The sequence below is a fragment of the Sulfitobacter sp. HI0129 genome (assembly GCF_001635395.1).
Taxonomy (GTDB): domain Bacteria; phylum Pseudomonadota; class Alphaproteobacteria; order Rhodobacterales; family Rhodobacteraceae; genus Sulfitobacter.
The window spans coordinates 1-16,202 of the sequence record NZ_LWGH01000398.1 but is presented as its reverse complement, the minus strand read 5'-3'; the positions used below and the strand labels follow the sequence as shown (position 1 = coordinate 16,202).

The window sequence follows — 16,202 nt, the reverse complement described above, 5'->3', positions numbered from 1 at the left end:
CCTTAGTCCCCCGCCGCCCTGCCGCGCAGCGCAACGATGCCGCGCGGCCGGAACTGGATGAAAATGATGATGAAGATGATCATGAAGGTCTGCGCCGCCAGCGTGTTGGACGGGTTGAACCATTCGATGCCCTTTTGCAGGAAACCGATCATACCCGCCCCCGCAAGCGTGCCCCAGATATTGCCGACCCCTCCGACAACCACGGTCATGAAGCTCTGGACGATGTATTCGCTGCCAAGCTCCGAGGTGACTTTGGCAAAGAGGCCAATCGCCACACCCGCCACTCCGGCGATGCCCGACCCCAGTCCGAAGGTCAGCATGTTCACCCGGTTCGGGTTGATGCCCATGCTGGCGGCCATCGCAGGGTTCTGGGTCACGGCCCGGGTCTCCAGCCCCAGCCGGGTCCGGCGCATGATATAAAGGTAGATCGCCAGAAACACCCCGGCCAGAACGAAGATCGCGATGCGGATATAGCTGATCGACACGACATCGTTCAGCACCCATGCACCGTCCAGCCAGCCCGGCGCGGTCAGGGGCCGGGCCTGTGTGCCGAAAACGTTCTTGGCCAGCTGCTGGAGGGCGATGGACACCCCGAAAGTCGCCAGTAGCGTTTCGAGGGGACGGTTGTAGAGCCACCGGATCACCAAACGCTCCAGCGCCACGCCGGCCGCGAAGGTCACGGCAAAGGCCAGGGGGATGGACAGCAAAATGCTCAGAGTGTGATCCGGCACGACCTGCTGGACCACATAGCCGGTATAGGCCCCCATCATGATGAACTCGCCATGGGCCATATTGATGACGCCCATGACGCCGAAGGTGATGGCAAGCCCGATTGCCGCGAGAAAGTAGATCGACGCCAGCGACATCCCGTCGAGGAACAGATCAAGCGTCCGGTTCAGGCCGACACGCAGATCGATGGACCGCATCGCTTTCAACGCCGCGTCGGTGACGGCGGGCGAGGGCTCGGCGAAGAGGCGCAGGAAACTGTGCCGGGCCAAGGTCTCCGCCATGGCGTCAGGCGTGGGTTCGGGCGGAACAAGCCCTTCCGCCGCGAGCGCCGCATAGGCGCGTGATCTCGCAGGTTGGCTATCCAGTTGGTGAACCGGGACACCGCCCACAAAGCCACCCTGAATATGCTCGGCAAGGGCGCTGCGTATCGCGTCCGGGGCGATGCGCGGCGGGCCCATGTCAGCGGCGACCAGAATGTCATAGGCGGCGATGGCTGTGATCTGTTCGCCGGGTTCCAACCTGCTTGCGATATTGACATCAGAAGGCGGTTCGCCCGCAAAGACGGCAAGGCGGGTTTCCAGTAGTGGATTGAGCGTGGCGCGCACATCCACCCCGATGTCGCGTGACATCTGATCGATTGCCGCGATGCGACTGCTTTCATCCGGATCATAGGCAATGGTCAGCAAACGTTCTGCGCGCTGCTTCATCGCCTTCAACTCCGGGTCGTCCTCCATGGGGATCGAAGCGCGCAGCGGTGCAAGCAGATCGGCCGCGGGATTGCGCTGAATCGAGGTTAATGCAGCCCATCGGCGCCGGGGATCAGGGTCCTGCAACTGGAACTGGACCAGCGCGGATCCGAGCAGGGCGCGAATGCCGCTGTTGGGCTTGATCTGGTCGATGTCGGATTTTTTCGCGCTGCCTGCCTGTTCCCCACTATCAAGGTCGATCAGTGTATAGTTGCCATCCTCCGCCTTCTCGACGCGGAAGAACACACCATCCGCCACACGCCGCCACATCTTCTTGGCCTGCCATGTCTGCAGCACGACCTGGGCCTGGGGCAGACCACTGTCAGCGATTGCGGCAATAGCCGGCGCAATCGAGGTACGCGAACTTTCCATGATCAGCGCGGCCTGCTCCTGCAGGATGTCCTGCATTGCACGGTCCTGGGCGAGCGTCAGCGTGCAACTGAAGAGCAAGGCAATGCCTGCGAGGATGAAACGAAGCATGTGTGGGGGTCCCGAATTGCCGGAAGGGCGTCACCCTTCCGGCGGTCAGCGATCAGTAGTTCGACAGCGTCTGCACGCAGGTCTTGGTTTCGGTGTTGTACATACCGCAGCCAAGGTCTTTCCAATCCGAGGTCAGAACGGCGCTTTCCGGCAGGAAATCCGTCCAGGCGTCGCCGGGCACCTCGGCGGTCTGGCTTACGATATCGAACTGGCCATCTGCCTGAATTTCACCGATCAGCACAGGCTTGGCCAAGTGGTGGTTGGGCAGCATCACCGCCGTGCCGCCGGTCAGGTTCGGAAATTCCTGGCCGTACATGGCGCTGCGAACGGCATCAACATCGGTGGTGCCTGCCTCTTCGACCGCGTTCACCCACATGTTGAAGCCGATGTAATGCGCCTCCATCGGGTCGTTGGTCACGCGGTCCTCGCCCATCTTGGCTTTCCACGCGTCGATGAAGGCGGTGTTGGCGTCGGAGTCGGCGGATTGAAAATAGTTCCACGCGGCCAGATGCCCCACGAGGTTGGAGGTATCGAGGCCCGAAAGCTCTTCTTCGCCGACCGAAAAGGCCACCACGGGAATGTCGTCAGCCGAGATGCCGGCAGCGGCCAGTTCCTTGTAAAAACCGATGTTGGCATCGCCGTTGATGGTCGAGATAACGCCCACCTTCTTGCCATCCGCACCCAGTGCGACCACGTCGGCCACGATCTTGGACCAGTCCGAATGGCCGAACGGCGTATAGTTCACGAAGATATCGCCGTCCGCGACGCCCTTCGACTTGAGATAGCTTTCCAGAATGTTGTTGGTGGTACGGGGGTAGACATAGTCCGTTCCCAAGAGCGCGAATTTCTCGACGCCGATCTCATCGAGAAAGTAGTCGGTCGCGGGGATTGCCTGCTGGTTGGGGGCCGCCCCGGTATAGAATACGTTGCGCGAGCTTTCCTCGCCTTCATATTGCACAGGGTAGAAAAGAAGACCGTTCAGTTCCTCGATGACCGGCAGAACCGACTTGCGGCTGACGCTCGTCCAGTTGCCGAAGATGACGTCCACCTCCTGCACGGTCAGAAGCTCGCGTGCCTTTTCGGCAAAGAGCGGCCAGTCGGATGCGGGATCGACCACAGCGGCCTCAAGCTCACAGCCCAGCAGACCGCCCTTTTCGTTCTGCTGCTCGATCAGCATCAGCATCGTGTCTTTCAGGGTCGTTTCGGAAATGGCCATCGTGCCCGAGAGCGAATGCAGGACGCCCACCTTGATCGGGCAATCCGGGGCGGCGAAGGCGGGTGTCGTCAAGCCGGCGGCGAGCAGCGCGCCTGTCATTGCGGGGTTGAGAAAGTTCATGATGGTCTCCTCGCAGGGCTGGCGGATAAAACCTTGCGCAGTTGCGCAGCGTCCCATACGCCGTCCCTGCAACTAAATGTTGCAATCCGTGTGGTGGCCGGTTCGGGGTCCAATTCGTCCGGCTGCCACACACCTTCCCCGGGTTTGAGCCTTCGGGGTCATGGCAGGGTCAGCTTTGCCGCGCCGCAGCAGAAGATACAGACATCCTCACAGTTTTGCCGCCGCGCCTGCGAAAGGGTGCGTAATATTTGAGCATGTGGGGTGAGTTGCGATTACATTTTGAGCATCTCCAGACAGCGCCCCGCCGGTATCACGCTATTCGGTGACTCGGTTTTGGCCTTGTGATGATGTCGCATCATCCAAACGCCGGACGGAGCAGCCGCGATTACACGATCAGACATCATATCACCCCCCCGCAGCGGGCCGCGCCAGCCCCGCGCCATCGGCAGCCTTTCGTTCTCGGCCAAGGCGCGGGCGGGTGGCTCCGTACTGGACGATCTGCATCAATCGGGCGCGATGAAGGTGCTTTTCCCACGGCCTCGCGGAGACGGCCTGCAGGCGATCGTGATCAATACTGCAGGTGGTGTCACGGGCGGCGACAGGTTCGCCCTGACTGCCCGCGCGGCGGAAAACACCCGGCTGGGCATCACGACGCAGGCCGCCGAACGGCTCTATCGTGCGCAATCGGGGCAGGGTGCCGTTCTGCACAACCGTCTATTCGTTGCACGCGGGGCCCGGATGGACTGGTTGCCGCAGGAAACCATCCTTTACAACGGCTGTGACGGTGCCCGTGAACTCGCCGTCGAACTGGAGCGGGACGCCAGCCTTCTGCTGGTCGAGCCGCTTATATTTGGCCGCGCAGCCATGGGCGAGAGCCTGACTGCCGCCCGCTTTTCAGACCGGATAGACATCCGCCGCAGGGGCCGGCCCCTGTTTCTCGACGCGATGCGGCTGCAGGGCGATCTCGCCGCGCATCTGGGCGCCGCCTTCACGGCAGGCGGCGCGGGGGCACTGGCCACAATTGTCTATGTGGCACCCGACGCCGAAGCCTATCTGCCGCGTCTTCGCGCCTTGCTGCCCGAAACAGCGGGCGCGACACTGATCGGACCCGATCTGCTGGTCTCCCGCATACTTGCTCCCGACAGCTTCGAGCTGCGGCGCTCCCTCATCCCCACCCTGCGCCTGCTCAACGAAGGCGCCCTTCCCCGTACATGGATGACCTGACATGCAACTGACCCCCCGCGAAAAAGACAAGCTGCTGATCGCAATGGCAGCCGAGGTGGCGCGCAAGCGGCTGGCCCGCGGTGTCAGGCTGAACCACCCCGAAGCCATCGCACTGATCACCGATGCGGTGGTCGAAGGCGCGCGGGACGGCAAAAGCGTCGCCGACATGATGCAGACCGGTGCGCAGATCGTCACGCGGGATCAATGCATGGACGGCGTTCCGGAGATGATCGCCGAAGTACAGGTCGAGGCGACTTTCCCCGACGGGACCAAGCTGGTGACCGTTCACAACCCCATTCGATAAGGAGTCTCCTTCATGAAACACGCCCTCATCCCTGCCATTCTGGCCACCCCCGCTGCCGCTCATTCCGGTGCCCATCTCAATCCTCACGGTGATATCTGGGCCATGGGCTTCGCGCTGCTCTTTACCGTTGTCGTGGCTCTTCTGGCCTATGGGCGCCGCAGATGATCCCGGGAGAATTGTTCCCGGCGGCAGGGTCGATCATTCTCAATGCGGGGGCCACTGCGATAACGCTGATGGTCGCCAATACCGGGGACCGGCCTGTACAGGTGGGCAGCCACTACCACTTTGCGGAAAGCAATCCCGCGCTCCAGTTCGACCGCGACAGCGCACGGGGCATGCGGCTGGACATCGCTGCCGGCGCCGCGGTGCGGTTCGAACCGGGCCAGCGGCGTGAGGTCCAGCTGATCCCCTTCGACGGTGCGCGCATCGTCTATGGGTTCAACAAAGCCGTGATGGGAGCGCTCTGATGCCTGCGGAGATCCAACGAGCGGATTATGCCGCCATGTTCGGCCCCACCACCGGGGACCGGCTGCGTCTGGCCGATACCGATCTGATCATCGAGGTGGAGCGCGACCTGACCGGTCCCTATGGCGAAGAGGTCAAGTTCGGCGGCGGCAAGGTCATCCGTGATGGCATGGGCCAATCGCAGGCCACGCGTGCAGCCGGCGCGGTCGATACCGTGATCACCAATGCGCTGATCGTGGATTACACCGGCATCTACAAGGCCGACGTGGGCTTGAAGGAGGGGCGTATCGCGGCCATCGGCAAGGCCGGGAACCCGGACATACAGCCGGGCGTGAACATCATTGTCGGCCCCGGAACCGAAGTGATCGCGGGTGAGGGCCGCATCCTGACGGCGGGTGGTTTCGACAGCCATATCCACTTCATCTGCCCGCAACAGATCGAAGACGCGCTTCATTCCGGCGTGACCACCATGCTGGGCGGTGGCACCGGGCCAGCCCATGGCACATTGGCCACCACTTGCACGCCCGGGCCTTGGCATATCGGGCGGATGCTGCAGGCGGCAGATGCTTTCCCCATGAACCTCGCCTTCGCGGGCAAGGGAAACGCCTCGCTGCCCGCCGCGCTGGAAGAGCAGGTGAAGGCCGGCGCCTGTGCGCTGAAACTGCACGAAGACTGGGGCACCACGCCGGCGGCCATCGACTGCTGCCTATCTGTCGCGGATGCAATGGATGTGCAGGTGATGATCCACACCGATACATTGAATGAATCCGGTTTCGTGGAACATACGGTAAAGGCGATGAAGGGCCGGACCATCCATGCGTTCCACACCGAAGGCGCGGGCGGCGGCCATGCGCCCGACATCATCCGCATCTGTGGCGAGGACCATGTTCTGCCCTCCTCCACCAACCCCACGCGTCCCTTCACGGTAAACACGTTGGAGGAACATCTGGATATGCTGATGGTCTGCCATCACCTCGACAAATCGATCCCCGAAGACGTCGCCTTTGCCGAAAGCCGTATCCGCCGTGAGACCATCGCCGCGGAGGATATCCTGCACGACATGGGCGCGTTTTCGATCATTGCGAGCGACAGCCAGGCCATGGGGCGGGTGGGCGAGGTGCTGATCCGGACGTGGCAGACGGCAGACAAGATGAAAAAGCAACGCGGTCGCCTGACCGAGGAAGCGGGCGAGAACGATAATTTCAGGGTGCGCCGATATATCGCGAAATACACGATCAACCCGGCCATCGCGCATGGCGTATCAACGCATATCGGCAGCATCGAAATCGGAAAGCGCGCCGATCTGGTACTGTGGAACCCCGCGTTCTTCGGGGTGAAACCGGAAATGGTGTTGTTGGGCGGCAGCATTGTCTGTGCCCAGATGGGTGATCCCAATGCTTCCATCCCGACGCCGCAACCGGTCTATTCGCGCCCCATGTTCGGTGCGTTTGGACGGTCGGTAGAAAAAGCAGCGGTCGTTTTCGTCAGCGAAGCGGCGCAGGCCGAGGGCATCGGGGCATCGCTCGGTTTGGCCAAGCAGACCGTTCCGGTCACGAACACCCGGAACATCGGCAAGAAAGACCTCCGGCTGAACGATGCTACACCTCAGATCGAGGTCGATCCCGAGACCTACGAAGTCCGTGCCGATGGCGAGCTGCTCACCTGTGAACCCGCCGAGATGCTGCCCATGGCGCAGCGCTATTTCCTGTTCTGAGAGGTAACATGCCCCCCCTCGTATCCCAACACATACACCGTGCGGGCACGTGGCGCGGCGATCATGACTCCGTCAGTCTGAGTTATGACGCCCGGTTTCTGCGCCGCAGGATGCTGACGACGACCAAGGGGACCCGGTTCCTTGCCGATCTGGCGCAGACCACCTCACTGGATCACGGGGATGCCTTCGAGCTGCAGGGAAGGACCCTGATCGAGGTTGTCGCCGCCCGGGAGGATCTGATTGAAATCACCGGTCCGGATCTCGTGCGGATTGCCTGGCACATCGGCAACCGGCATACGCCCTGCCAGATTGAACCGGGCCGCCTGCTGATCCAGCGCGACCATGTGATCCAGGACATGCTAGGCAAGCTAGGCACGATCACGCGCCAGGTTTCCGAGCCCTTCACTCCCGAAGGGGGGGCATACGGTCATGGCCGCACCCATGGGCATGACCACACCGCCAGCCACGGCCATAGTCATGAACATGAACACTGATCACGTCCTGACACTGGCGCAATGGTTTTCGCCCGCCTATCCGGTTGGCGCCTTCGCCTATAGCCATGGCCTGGAATGGGCTGTGGACTCCCGCGACGTGACAGATGCAGATACGCTTCGTGACTGGGTGCTCACGGCGCTACGGTACGGCGCGGGCGTAGCCGATGCGCTGTTTCTCGCGGCCGCCTTTCGCGCGGACGATCCGACCGACACGGATGCAACCGCGCGTGCTTTTGCGGCCTCCTCCGAACGGCTGGCGGAGTCTGTCCTGCTGGGCGAAGCCTTCTGCCGCGCAACCCGGGGAATCTGGGACATGCCGATACCCGCCCTCACCTATCCGGTCGCCGTTGGTTACGCGGCGGGGCGGGAGCAACTGCCACTGGAGCTGACGCTTCGAATGTATCTTCAGGCCTTTGCTAGCAACCTTGTTACTGCGGGCCTGCGCCTCATACCGTTGGGCCAGACAGAGGGGCATCGGCTGATCCGGGCGCTCACACCCGATTTTGCCGAATTGGCTGAACAGGCTGTACGCGGATCGATCGATGATCTGACCTCCACCGCCTTTTTGTCCGATATCGCATCGATGAAACATGAAACGCAGTATTCGAGGATTTTCCGCACATGACTTCCCTCAACGGCCCCTTGCGGGTGGGCATCGGCGGCCCCGTAGGCGCGGGTAAAACCACCCTGACAGCGGCGCTGGCCCGTGCCCTCCAGGATAGCTATTCCATCGGTGTCATCACCAACGACATCTACACTCAGGAAGACGCCGAAGCCCTGATGCGGCTGCAGATCCTGCCGCAAAGCCGCATCATCGGCGTGGAAACCGGCGGCTGCCCGCATACCGCGATCCGGGAAGATGCCTCCATCAATCTGGCCGCCGTTGCGGAGATGGTGAAGCGACATCCCGAATTAGAGATCGTTCTGATCGAAAGCGGGGGCGACAACCTGTCCGCGACGTTCAGCCCGGAACTGGCGGATGTAACGCTCTACGTGATCGACGTCGCGGCAGGCGAAGAAATCCCCCGCAAGGGCGGCCCGGCGATCACCCGGTCGGATGTGCTGATCATCAACAAGACCGATCTGGCCCCGCATGTAGGCGCCTCACTGGATGTCATGAAGCGCGACAGCGCCCGCATGCGACCCTCCCTGCCCACGGTGTTCTGCTCACTCCGCGGGGGCGTTGGCGTGGCGGAGGTGATCGAACATCTTTCAAACATCGGCGGCCTTGCCAAAGCGGGCTCGGAAGCGCTTGAACGTCAGGCCACGTAGTCATGCCGGACGCCACGGCCTCAACGGGCCAAGCCTTTCGGGCGTCTTTCATTGCGCACAAAATCTTGGGCACCGTCATCATCCCGTTACACGCTCCTGAAATGCAGAGCTTGCCTTGCGCAGCCAACGATGGATAAGCTGCCTCAATAATAGGCAATTTTAAAACTCTGGGGGGATCTCAAGATGACGAAGAATTTGCTGCACGCCTCGGTGGCGGCGATGCTGGTGGCAGGGCCCGCCGCCGCACAGACCGAGATCGAGTTCTGGCACGCCTTCACCGGCCGGCTGGGAGAGCTGGTGGATGCCCAGGTCGCCGACTTCAACGAGATGCAGTCGGACTACAAGGTAACGGCCACCAACAAGGGCAACTATTCCGAAACGCTGAACGCGGGCATCGCTGCTTTCCGCGCGGGCGAACAACCGGACATCCTGATGGTCTTCGAGGTTGGAACCGCCACCATGATGGGTGCCAAGGGCGCGGTAAAGCCGGTCTACGAGGTGATGGAAGACGCGGGGGCAGCGTTCGATCCCGATAGCTATATCGGGGCGGTGAAAGGATATTATACCTCGAGCGAGGGCGACATGCTCTCGCTGCCGTTCAACTCCTCCACCCCGGTGCTCTGGGTCAACCGCGATGCGCTGGAAGAGGCCGGGGTCGATCCCGACACGGATCTGTCGACCTGGGAGAATGTGGGTGAGGTGCTGACGCAGCTGAAGGATGCGGGCTCCACCTGTCCGATGACGACAGCCTGGCAGAGCTGGATCCACCTGGAGAACCTGTCGGCCTATCATGACGTGCCATTCGCCACGCAGTCGAACGGGTTCGACGGGCTGGACACGGAGCTCGCCTTCAACAGCGATCTGCAGGTCAAGCACATCCAGACGCTGGGTGACTGGGCTCAGGACGGCAAGTTCATCTATGCCGGGCGTCGCAACGAGGGCGGGGCAAACTTTCGCGCGGGCGAATGTGCGCTCTTTACCGAAAGCTCGGCCGGTTACGCCGGGATCAAGAACGAGGCCACGTTCGACTTCGACGTACGCCCGCTGCCGGTCTGGTCGGATGTGGACGCAGCGCCGCAGAACACGATCATCGGCGGTGCCTCGCTCTGGGTAATGGAAGGGCAGACGGAAGAGGAGTACGAGGGCGTCGCGGCCTTCCTGAACTACCTTTCCAGCCCCGAGGTTCAGGCGCAATGGCATCAGGATACCGGCTACCTGCCGATCACCTCGGCCGCCGCGGATCTGACCCGCGAGCAGGGGTTCTATGACGAGAACCCGGGCACCGACGTCGCGGTGAAGCAGATGACGGCGAAGGAGCCGACGGCAAATTCCAAGGGCCTGCGCCTCGGCAACTTCGACCAGATCCGCACTATCATCGACGAAGAGCTGGAAGCGGTCTGGGCAGGGGACAAGGACGCCCAGGCGGCGCTGGACACAGCGGTGGAACGCGGCAACGAATTGCTGCGCCGCTTCGAGCAAGCCAGCCGCTGAAGGATAGGGGAGGGCGCCTTCACGGCGCCTTCTCCGTCGGCCGGGGAAATCAAGCGTCGCCCTCTTCTTGCAGATCATATCATCTGCCATCTGGGCAATTGTCGTACGGCCCTCCGTCGGTTCTTGCGCTCTGGCATCCAACATCTCGAAGAACCCGGCATTCCGAGCCTCATATCCGGACGAGGTAAATGCAAAGCGCCCCACTTCCACTTGCTTGCGGGCACAGGCCGCCCGCTGATCGGAGATCGAGATGGAAACCTTGACCGTTAGGGCACCACTCCTTTCTCGCATGGTGCGACCCGGCCGCACGGCGGGCGAAGCGGCGGCGCGGTGATGGAAAAGCGCGTCACCTTCAAGGGCATCTGGCTGCCACTGCTGCTGGTCCTGCCGCAAATGTTCATCACGGCGGTGTTCTTCTTCTACCCGGCGGGGCAGGCGGTCTGGCAGTCGCTGTTCATTCCCGATCCCTTTGGGCTGTCGATGCAGTTCGTGGGGCTGGGGAATTTCGAATACCTGCTGACGAACTCCTATTACCGTGCCTCCTTCGTCACCACGGCCATCTTCTCGGTACTGGTGACGCTGGTGTCGATGGGCGTCGCGCTTTATCTCGCGGTGTTGGCCGACCGGCTGATCAAGGGCTCGGGCGTCTACAGAACGCTGCTGATCTGGCCCTATGCCATCGCACCGGCGGTGGCGGGGGTGCTGTGGCTGTTCATGTTCAACACCCGCGTGGGCATCGTGACATGGTATCTCGGCACACTGGGCTACGACTGGAACCATGTGCTGAACGGGGGGGAGGCGATGGGCCTCGTTGTCGTCGCCTCGGCCTGGGGGCGGATCAGCTACAACTTCCTGTTCTTCCTCGCCGGGCTGCAGGCCATTCCGCGCAGCGTGATCGAGGCGGCGGCGATTGACGGGGCGCATTTCTGGACACGCTTCCGCACCATCGTCTGGCCGCTGCTGTCGCCCACGACTTTCTTCCTGCTGGTGGTAAATGTTGTCTATGCCTTTTTCGAGACCTTCGGCGTCATCCACACCATCACGAGCGGGGGGCCACAGCAATCGACCACGATCCTCGTCTACAAGGTCTACAGTGACGGCTTCGTGGGGCAGGACCTCGGGTCCTCCGCCGCGCAATCCGTGATCCTGCTGCTGATCGTGGGCGCGCTGACCATCATTCAGTTCAAGTTCATCGAGCGGAGGGTGCACTATTGACCGCCCGTGACGCACTTGTGGTGACGACCCCGCCGCTGAAGTCCGGTCGCACCCCGCCCGAGGGCATGGTGGAGCGGCGCGGGGCGGGGTACTGGATGACCCATCTCGGCCTGATCATCGGGCTGTTCTTCATCTTCTTCCCGATCTGGCTGGCCTTCGTCGCCTCGACCGTGACCCAGCCGGAGATCGTGCGCCCGCCCATGCCCCTGCTGCCCGGCGACCAGTTTTTCGAGAACTACCGCAAGGCGCTGGTGTCGGGCATCAACGCGCCGGTGGCGCTGATGATGTTGAACTCGCTTTTCATGGCGCTGGGAATTGCCTTCGGCAAAATCGTGATCTCGCTGCTCTCGGCCTTCGCGATCGTCTATTTCAGGTTTCCGGGGCGGCGGCTGTTCTTCTGGCTGATCTTCCTGACACTGATGCTGCCGGTGGAGGTGCGCATCGTGCCGACCTTCGAGGTGGTCGCGGGCTTTGGCATGCTCAACAGCTATTCCGGCCTGATCTTTCCGCTGATCGCCAGCGCCACGGCAACCTTCCTGTTCCGGCAGTTCTTCATGACCGTGCCGGACGAACTGGCCGAAGCCGCGCGGGTGGACGGGGCCGGGCCCATGCGGTTTTTCTGGGACATTCTGCTGCCGATGAGCCGGACCAACATCGCGGCGCTTTTCGTGATCCTGTTCATCTACGGCTGGAACCAGTACCTCTGGCCGCTGCTGATCACCACCGATCCGTCGATGAACACCATCGTCATGGGCATCAAACAGATGTTCCCGAGCGGTGATGATCTGGCCGACTGGCCGGTGATCATGGCGACCTCGATCCTCGCGATGATACCGCCCGTGGTGGTCGTGATCTCGATGCAGAAGCTCTTCATCCGCGGCCTTGTAGACAGTGAGAAGTAATCCATGGCGACCGTCACCCTGACAGACATCCGCAAGACCTTCGGCAGCACGGAGGTGATCCACGGCGTGGATATCGACATCGCCGACGGGGAATTCGTGGTGATCGTCGGCCCGTCAGGCTGCGGCAAGTCAACGCTTTTGCGTATGGTTGCGGGGCTGGAGACCGTGACTTCGGGCGAGGTACGGATCGGCGGGCAACGGGTGAACGAGCGCGAGCCGATGGACCGGGACATCGCCATGGTGTTCCAGAACTACGCGCTCTATCCCCATATGTCGGTCTTCGACAACATGGCCTACGGGCTGAAGATCGCGGGCAGGTCCAAGGCCGAGATCGCCACGAGGGTAGGGGAGGCGGCAAAGCTGTTGCAGCTCGAACCCTACCTCGACCGGCGGCCGCGCGAGCTGTCGGGCGGGCAGCGGCAGCGGGTGGCCATGGGTCGGGCCATCGTGCGCAAACCTGCGGTATTTTTGTTCGACGAACCGCTGTCGAACCTCGACGCCAAGCTGCGGGTTCAGATGCGGCTGGAGATCAAGCAGCTGCAACGGCGGCTGGGAGTCACATCGCTCTATGTCACGCATGACCAGGTGGAGGCGATGACGCTGGCCGACCGGATGATCGTGATGAATGCAGGCGTCGCCGACCAGATCGGACCCCCGCTGGAGGTCTACGCCAACCCGAGGACGGAATTCGTGGCAAGCTTCATCGGCTCGCCGCCGATGAACTTCCTGCCGCTGGACGTTGCGGGAGAGGTCGCGCCCGGCGCCGCGCGGCTGGGGGTTCGACCGGAGCACATGCGGATCACGCCCACCGATCCGCGCCTGACGGCGGAAGTGAAATACGCCGAAGCGTTGGGGGCCGAGACGCTGGTGCATGTGGCCCTGCCGGACGGCACGATGGCGACGGTGCGGCAGAGCGCGGGAGAATTGCAGCCCGAGGAAGGCGCCAGCGTCGGGCTAGGCTGGGACGCAGGCGATCAGATCCTCTTCGACGCGAAGGGTGTGGCGGTTTAGGGTGTCGGCCAGCACCTGACCCAGGTCCTGGGGAAACATTCGAACCAAAATCGAGCCCTTTTCGGCACTTAATTTCAAAAGTCTCATTTTTTCTCGACAGGCGGCATCCGTCGAGTTATCAAATCTACAAAGTGGATAGATCCGCATGGCAATCAGGCCTCATGTCGCACTCACCAGTGCGCATGAGGCCTTTTTGTTTTCGGGGGAAACCATGAAGCGAAACGTTGACATTGGTGGGTTCTGTCGCAAACTTCACGGCGATGGTCTATCGGTGAGCGTTGGCAGCATCGTCCTGACCGAGAGAAAACTTTGCGACGGAACCCGATATTCTTTGCGGGCGTTGAGCGCACCCTGTTCGATCTCAGTGAACTTCTCGGGCAGGGCGAAGACGCCGACCACGACGGCAACAAGAAGGTAGGTCAGCAGCGAGTCGAGATCGCTCCAACGGTCCTCGTCAGCGCGGGAGATGACGGCGAAGCCGTTCGAGGTCGAAAAGTGCAGCGGCTTGAAAATTTCTTAGGTGTAGCCGACGTCATCGCCCATCGACACGATGACCAGCGGTGCGAGATAGCTGTCTATCAGGACACGCCGCGCCGCGCCCGGACACGGTCTCAGGTCCGAGCTTTCTCGAACGCGGTCCAGGCAGCTTCGAACTTGTCGAAATCGAAACCTTCTTCGCGTGCCGGACCCAGCACCAGATGTTCGGTGCTCTGCATCTTGTCAATCGCTGCTGCGAGCCGGTCGACAATGTCCGCCGGGATCACGACTGCGCCATGACGGTCGGCGTGGACGAGGTCTCCCGGTCGCACAGTGAGGCCGAAGACCGTCACGGGAGTGTCCAGTTCGGTGACATGCACGAAGCCATGGCTCGGACCGATCGATCCGGCGATGATCGGAAACTCCGGCGCAAGGTCGCCGAGGTCGCGCATCACGCCGTTGGTCAGTGCACCGGACACGCCGAAGCCCTTGTGGACGGTGGTGTTGACCTCCCCCCAGTAGGCGCCGATGCAGCCGGGAGCGTCCACGTCCTCGACCACCGCGACCGAGGGTTTGGGGCCCTCGGCCATCGCCTTGTAATAGGCCATGCGGCGGGTGCGGATCACCTCCGCGGGCTCGGTCGGCGGGGCCAGAGCCGAGATTTTCGCGGTCACCGCATAGCCCACGACCGGGGGCGCCTCGGGGTCGGAGCACAGCATCGTGCCGCGGGTGAAATCGTTGAAACCGCGCTGGCCTTGCGCCACCTCGATGGCATTGCAGACGGTCGGCGTGTCGACGCTGCGCAAGAGTGTCAGAAGTTTATAGTCCATCGGTTTGCTCCAGCCAGGCCGCGAGGGCGGCAGTGGTCTCGTCAGGTTGTTCAAGGGTCGGCAGATGCCCCGCGCCGTCGATGACGCGCAGGGTGCTGCCGGCGATCAGGTCGTGCATCAGTTCGTGCCGCGCCACCGTGCAGAGCGCGTCGTCGCGCCCGCAGAGCACCAGAGCCGGACCGTCATAGCCGCGCAGCGTGTCCTGTTGATCGGGGCGGTGGGCCAGTGCGCGCGACTGGTTGAGAAAGACCTTCTCGCCCAGCGACAGCGCCATCTCCATGCACAGGTCGAGAATCTCGGCCCGTTGCGGCCCGTCGGTCAGGTAATTGGGTTTCATCTCGTCCCGCATCACCAGCGCCAGCTGGCCATCGCGGACCTTATCCATCTGCGGCCGGCGGCGAGCGCGTACCTCGTCGGTCTCGGCCTTCGGATTGGTGTCGAGCAGCGCCAGCCCGGCCACGCGGCCCGGTGCCTGCCGCTGCATCTCCATGGCGACGATGCCGCCCATGCTGAGACCCGCCAGGGCGAAACGGGGCGAGGCCTGATCCAGCACCTCCGCGGCGAGCGCTTCCGTCGTGTCATGCGCGCTGATGGGCGCGCAATGCACGGTGCGGGTGCCGGACAGTGCGGCGATCTGCGGCGCGTAAACCCGGGCGTCGCACATCATGCCGGGCAATAGGACAAGCGGCATCATGAGGCGGTCCTTGCCCCCTCGGCCAGAGCGCCCAGCTTGGCATAGGCGATCTCGGGATCGACCGCGCCGTAGCCCGCGAAGGTGCCGAAGCCGCAATCCGACCCGGCGATCACCCGCTCGGCCCCGACAATATCAGTGAACCGCGCGATGCGCTGAGCCACCAGTTCGGGATGTTCGACGAAGTTGGTAGTGGTGTCGACCACGCCGGGCACCAGCACCTTGTCGTCGGGGATGTCACCCTTGCGGTCACGAAACACCGTCCATTCGTGGCCGTGGCGCGGGTTCGACGTTTCGAACAGCACATAGCGCGCCTTGGCCGACATCAGCGTGTCGAACATCTTGGCCATTGGAATGTCGCAGACATGCGGCCCCTCGTAATTGCCCCAGCAGATGTGGATGCGCACCTTGTCCTGCGGCACATCCGAGAGCGCATGGTTGAGCGCCTCCACATGGCTGGCCGCGACCTTAACGAACTCGGCGTCGCTGAGGTCGTTGAACAGCATGTGACGACTGAGCGCGAGGTCGGGGCAGTCGAGTTGCAGGTCGAGGCCGGAGGCGACGATGGTCTCGTATTCCGCCTTCAATGCATCGGCCAGCGCGGCCAGATAGGCCTCGCGCGTCTTGTAGAAATCGTTCTGCAGGAACAGCGAGATCACGCCGGGTGACGCCGCGTTCATGAAGCCGCGTTCGACCCCATGCGCGTCCATCGCCGCCTTGAGGTTGGCAATGTCCTTTTCCAGCTCGCCCTGACCTTTGGATTTGACCTCGCCCACGCACATCGGCCGCGCATATTGCGGTGTGCCACCCTCGTCGGCGAT

Annotated in this window: 17 protein-coding genes; 12 read left to right on the top strand and 5 right to left on the bottom strand. The window is 62.6% G+C overall.

The annotated features are described in order from the left end of the window. Positions 1-2: 2 nt before the first annotated feature. Complete coding sequence (urtB, locus tag A3764_RS10565) at positions 3-1,955, bottom strand: urea ABC transporter permease subunit UrtB (protein WP_067927550.1); 1,953 nt, start codon at positions 1,953-1,955, stop codon at positions 3-5. A gap of 52 nt (positions 1,956-2,007) precedes the next feature. Further along, positions 2,008-3,270 carry an urea ABC transporter substrate-binding protein gene (gene urtA, locus A3764_RS10560; RefSeq protein ID WP_443069052.1) on the bottom strand — a complete coding sequence of 421 codons (1,263 nt, stop codon included), beginning with the start codon at positions 3,268-3,270 and terminating at the stop codon, positions 2,008-2,010. A 585-nt stretch (positions 3,271-3,855) separates the two neighbouring features. Here urtA and A3764_RS10555 point away from each other — a divergent pair. From A3764_RS10555 to ugpC, 12 genes are all read left to right on the top strand, one after another. Next, positions 3,856-4,515, top strand: a complete 660-nt coding sequence (locus A3764_RS10555; RefSeq protein WP_236630565.1) for an urease accessory protein UreD — start codon at positions 3,856-3,858, stop codon at positions 4,513-4,515. 1 nt (position 4,516) lies between these two features. Further along, on the top strand, positions 4,517-4,819 hold the full coding sequence (locus tag A3764_RS10550; RefSeq protein WP_067927559.1) for an urease subunit gamma: 303 nt from the start codon (positions 4,517-4,519) through the stop codon (positions 4,817-4,819). A gap of 12 nt (positions 4,820-4,831) precedes the next feature. Beyond that, positions 4,832-4,984: a peptidase M23 gene (locus A3764_RS24655; protein WP_150120897.1), complete on the top strand. Its 153-nt coding sequence runs from the start codon at positions 4,832-4,834 to the stop codon at positions 4,982-4,984. Next, the gene (locus tag A3764_RS10545) at positions 4,981-5,286 is read left to right on the top strand and encodes an urease subunit beta (protein WP_067927562.1); all 306 of its coding nucleotides are present in this window, start codon (positions 4,981-4,983) and stop codon (positions 5,284-5,286) included. Before A3764_RS24655 ends, A3764_RS10545 begins: the two co-directional genes overlap by 4 nt. After that, positions 5,286-6,998, top strand: coding sequence for an urease subunit alpha (ureC, locus tag A3764_RS10540; RefSeq protein ID WP_067927564.1), 1,713 nt, complete (start codon positions 5,286-5,288; stop codon positions 6,996-6,998). Before A3764_RS10545 ends, ureC begins: the two co-directional genes overlap by 1 nt. Positions 6,999-7,006: 8 nt before the next feature. Continuing rightward, entirely contained in the window at positions 7,007-7,492 is a 486-nt protein-coding gene (gene ureE / locus A3764_RS10535) for an urease accessory protein UreE (protein WP_067927566.1), read from the top strand. After that, complete coding sequence (locus A3764_RS10530; RefSeq protein ID WP_067927568.1) at positions 7,482-8,117, top strand: urease accessory protein UreF; 636 nt, start codon at positions 7,482-7,484, stop codon at positions 8,115-8,117. The genes ureE and A3764_RS10530 overlap by 11 nt, the downstream gene beginning before the upstream one ends. Continuing rightward, complete coding sequence (gene ureG / locus A3764_RS10525) at positions 8,114-8,764, top strand: urease accessory protein UreG (protein WP_067951567.1); 651 nt, start codon at positions 8,114-8,116, stop codon at positions 8,762-8,764. Before A3764_RS10530 ends, ureG begins: the two co-directional genes overlap by 4 nt. A gap of 183 nt (positions 8,765-8,947) precedes the next feature. Further along, positions 8,948-10,255, top strand: a complete 1,308-nt coding sequence (gene ugpB / locus A3764_RS10520; RefSeq protein WP_067925618.1) for a sn-glycerol-3-phosphate ABC transporter substrate-binding protein UgpB — start codon at positions 8,948-8,950, stop codon at positions 10,253-10,255. Positions 10,256-10,588: 333 nt separating this feature from the next. Continuing rightward, positions 10,589-11,470, top strand: a complete 882-nt coding sequence (gene ugpA, locus A3764_RS10515; protein ID WP_067925621.1) for a sn-glycerol-3-phosphate ABC transporter permease UgpA — start codon at positions 10,589-10,591, stop codon at positions 11,468-11,470. Between the two features lie 65 nt (positions 11,471-11,535). Next, the gene (ugpE, locus tag A3764_RS10510) at positions 11,536-12,372 is read left to right on the top strand and encodes a sn-glycerol-3-phosphate ABC transporter permease UgpE (RefSeq protein ID WP_067925659.1); all 837 of its coding nucleotides are present in this window, start codon (positions 11,536-11,538) and stop codon (positions 12,370-12,372) included. Between the two features lie 3 nt (positions 12,373-12,375). Further along, positions 12,376-13,383 carry a sn-glycerol-3-phosphate ABC transporter ATP-binding protein UgpC gene (ugpC, locus tag A3764_RS10505; protein ID WP_067925624.1) on the top strand — a complete coding sequence of 336 codons (1,008 nt, stop codon included), beginning with the start codon at positions 12,376-12,378 and terminating at the stop codon, positions 13,381-13,383. A 611-nt stretch (positions 13,384-13,994) separates the two neighbouring features. Here ugpC and A3764_RS10500 read toward each other — a convergent pair. The 3 genes from A3764_RS10500 to A3764_RS10490 form a co-directional block, all read right to left on the bottom strand. Continuing rightward, complete coding sequence (locus A3764_RS10500; protein ID WP_067925628.1) at positions 13,995-14,690, bottom strand: RraA family protein; 696 nt, start codon at positions 14,688-14,690, stop codon at positions 13,995-13,997. Beyond that, the gene (locus A3764_RS10495) at positions 14,680-15,384 is read right to left on the bottom strand and encodes an alpha/beta fold hydrolase (protein WP_067925632.1); all 705 of its coding nucleotides are present in this window, start codon (positions 15,382-15,384) and stop codon (positions 14,680-14,682) included. Before A3764_RS10495 ends, A3764_RS10500 begins: the two co-directional genes overlap by 11 nt. Further along, on the bottom strand, positions 15,381-16,202 hold an 822-nt coding region (locus A3764_RS10490), incomplete at its 5' end, for an enterotoxin (protein WP_067951566.1). The genes A3764_RS10495 and A3764_RS10490, both read right to left, overlap by 4 nt.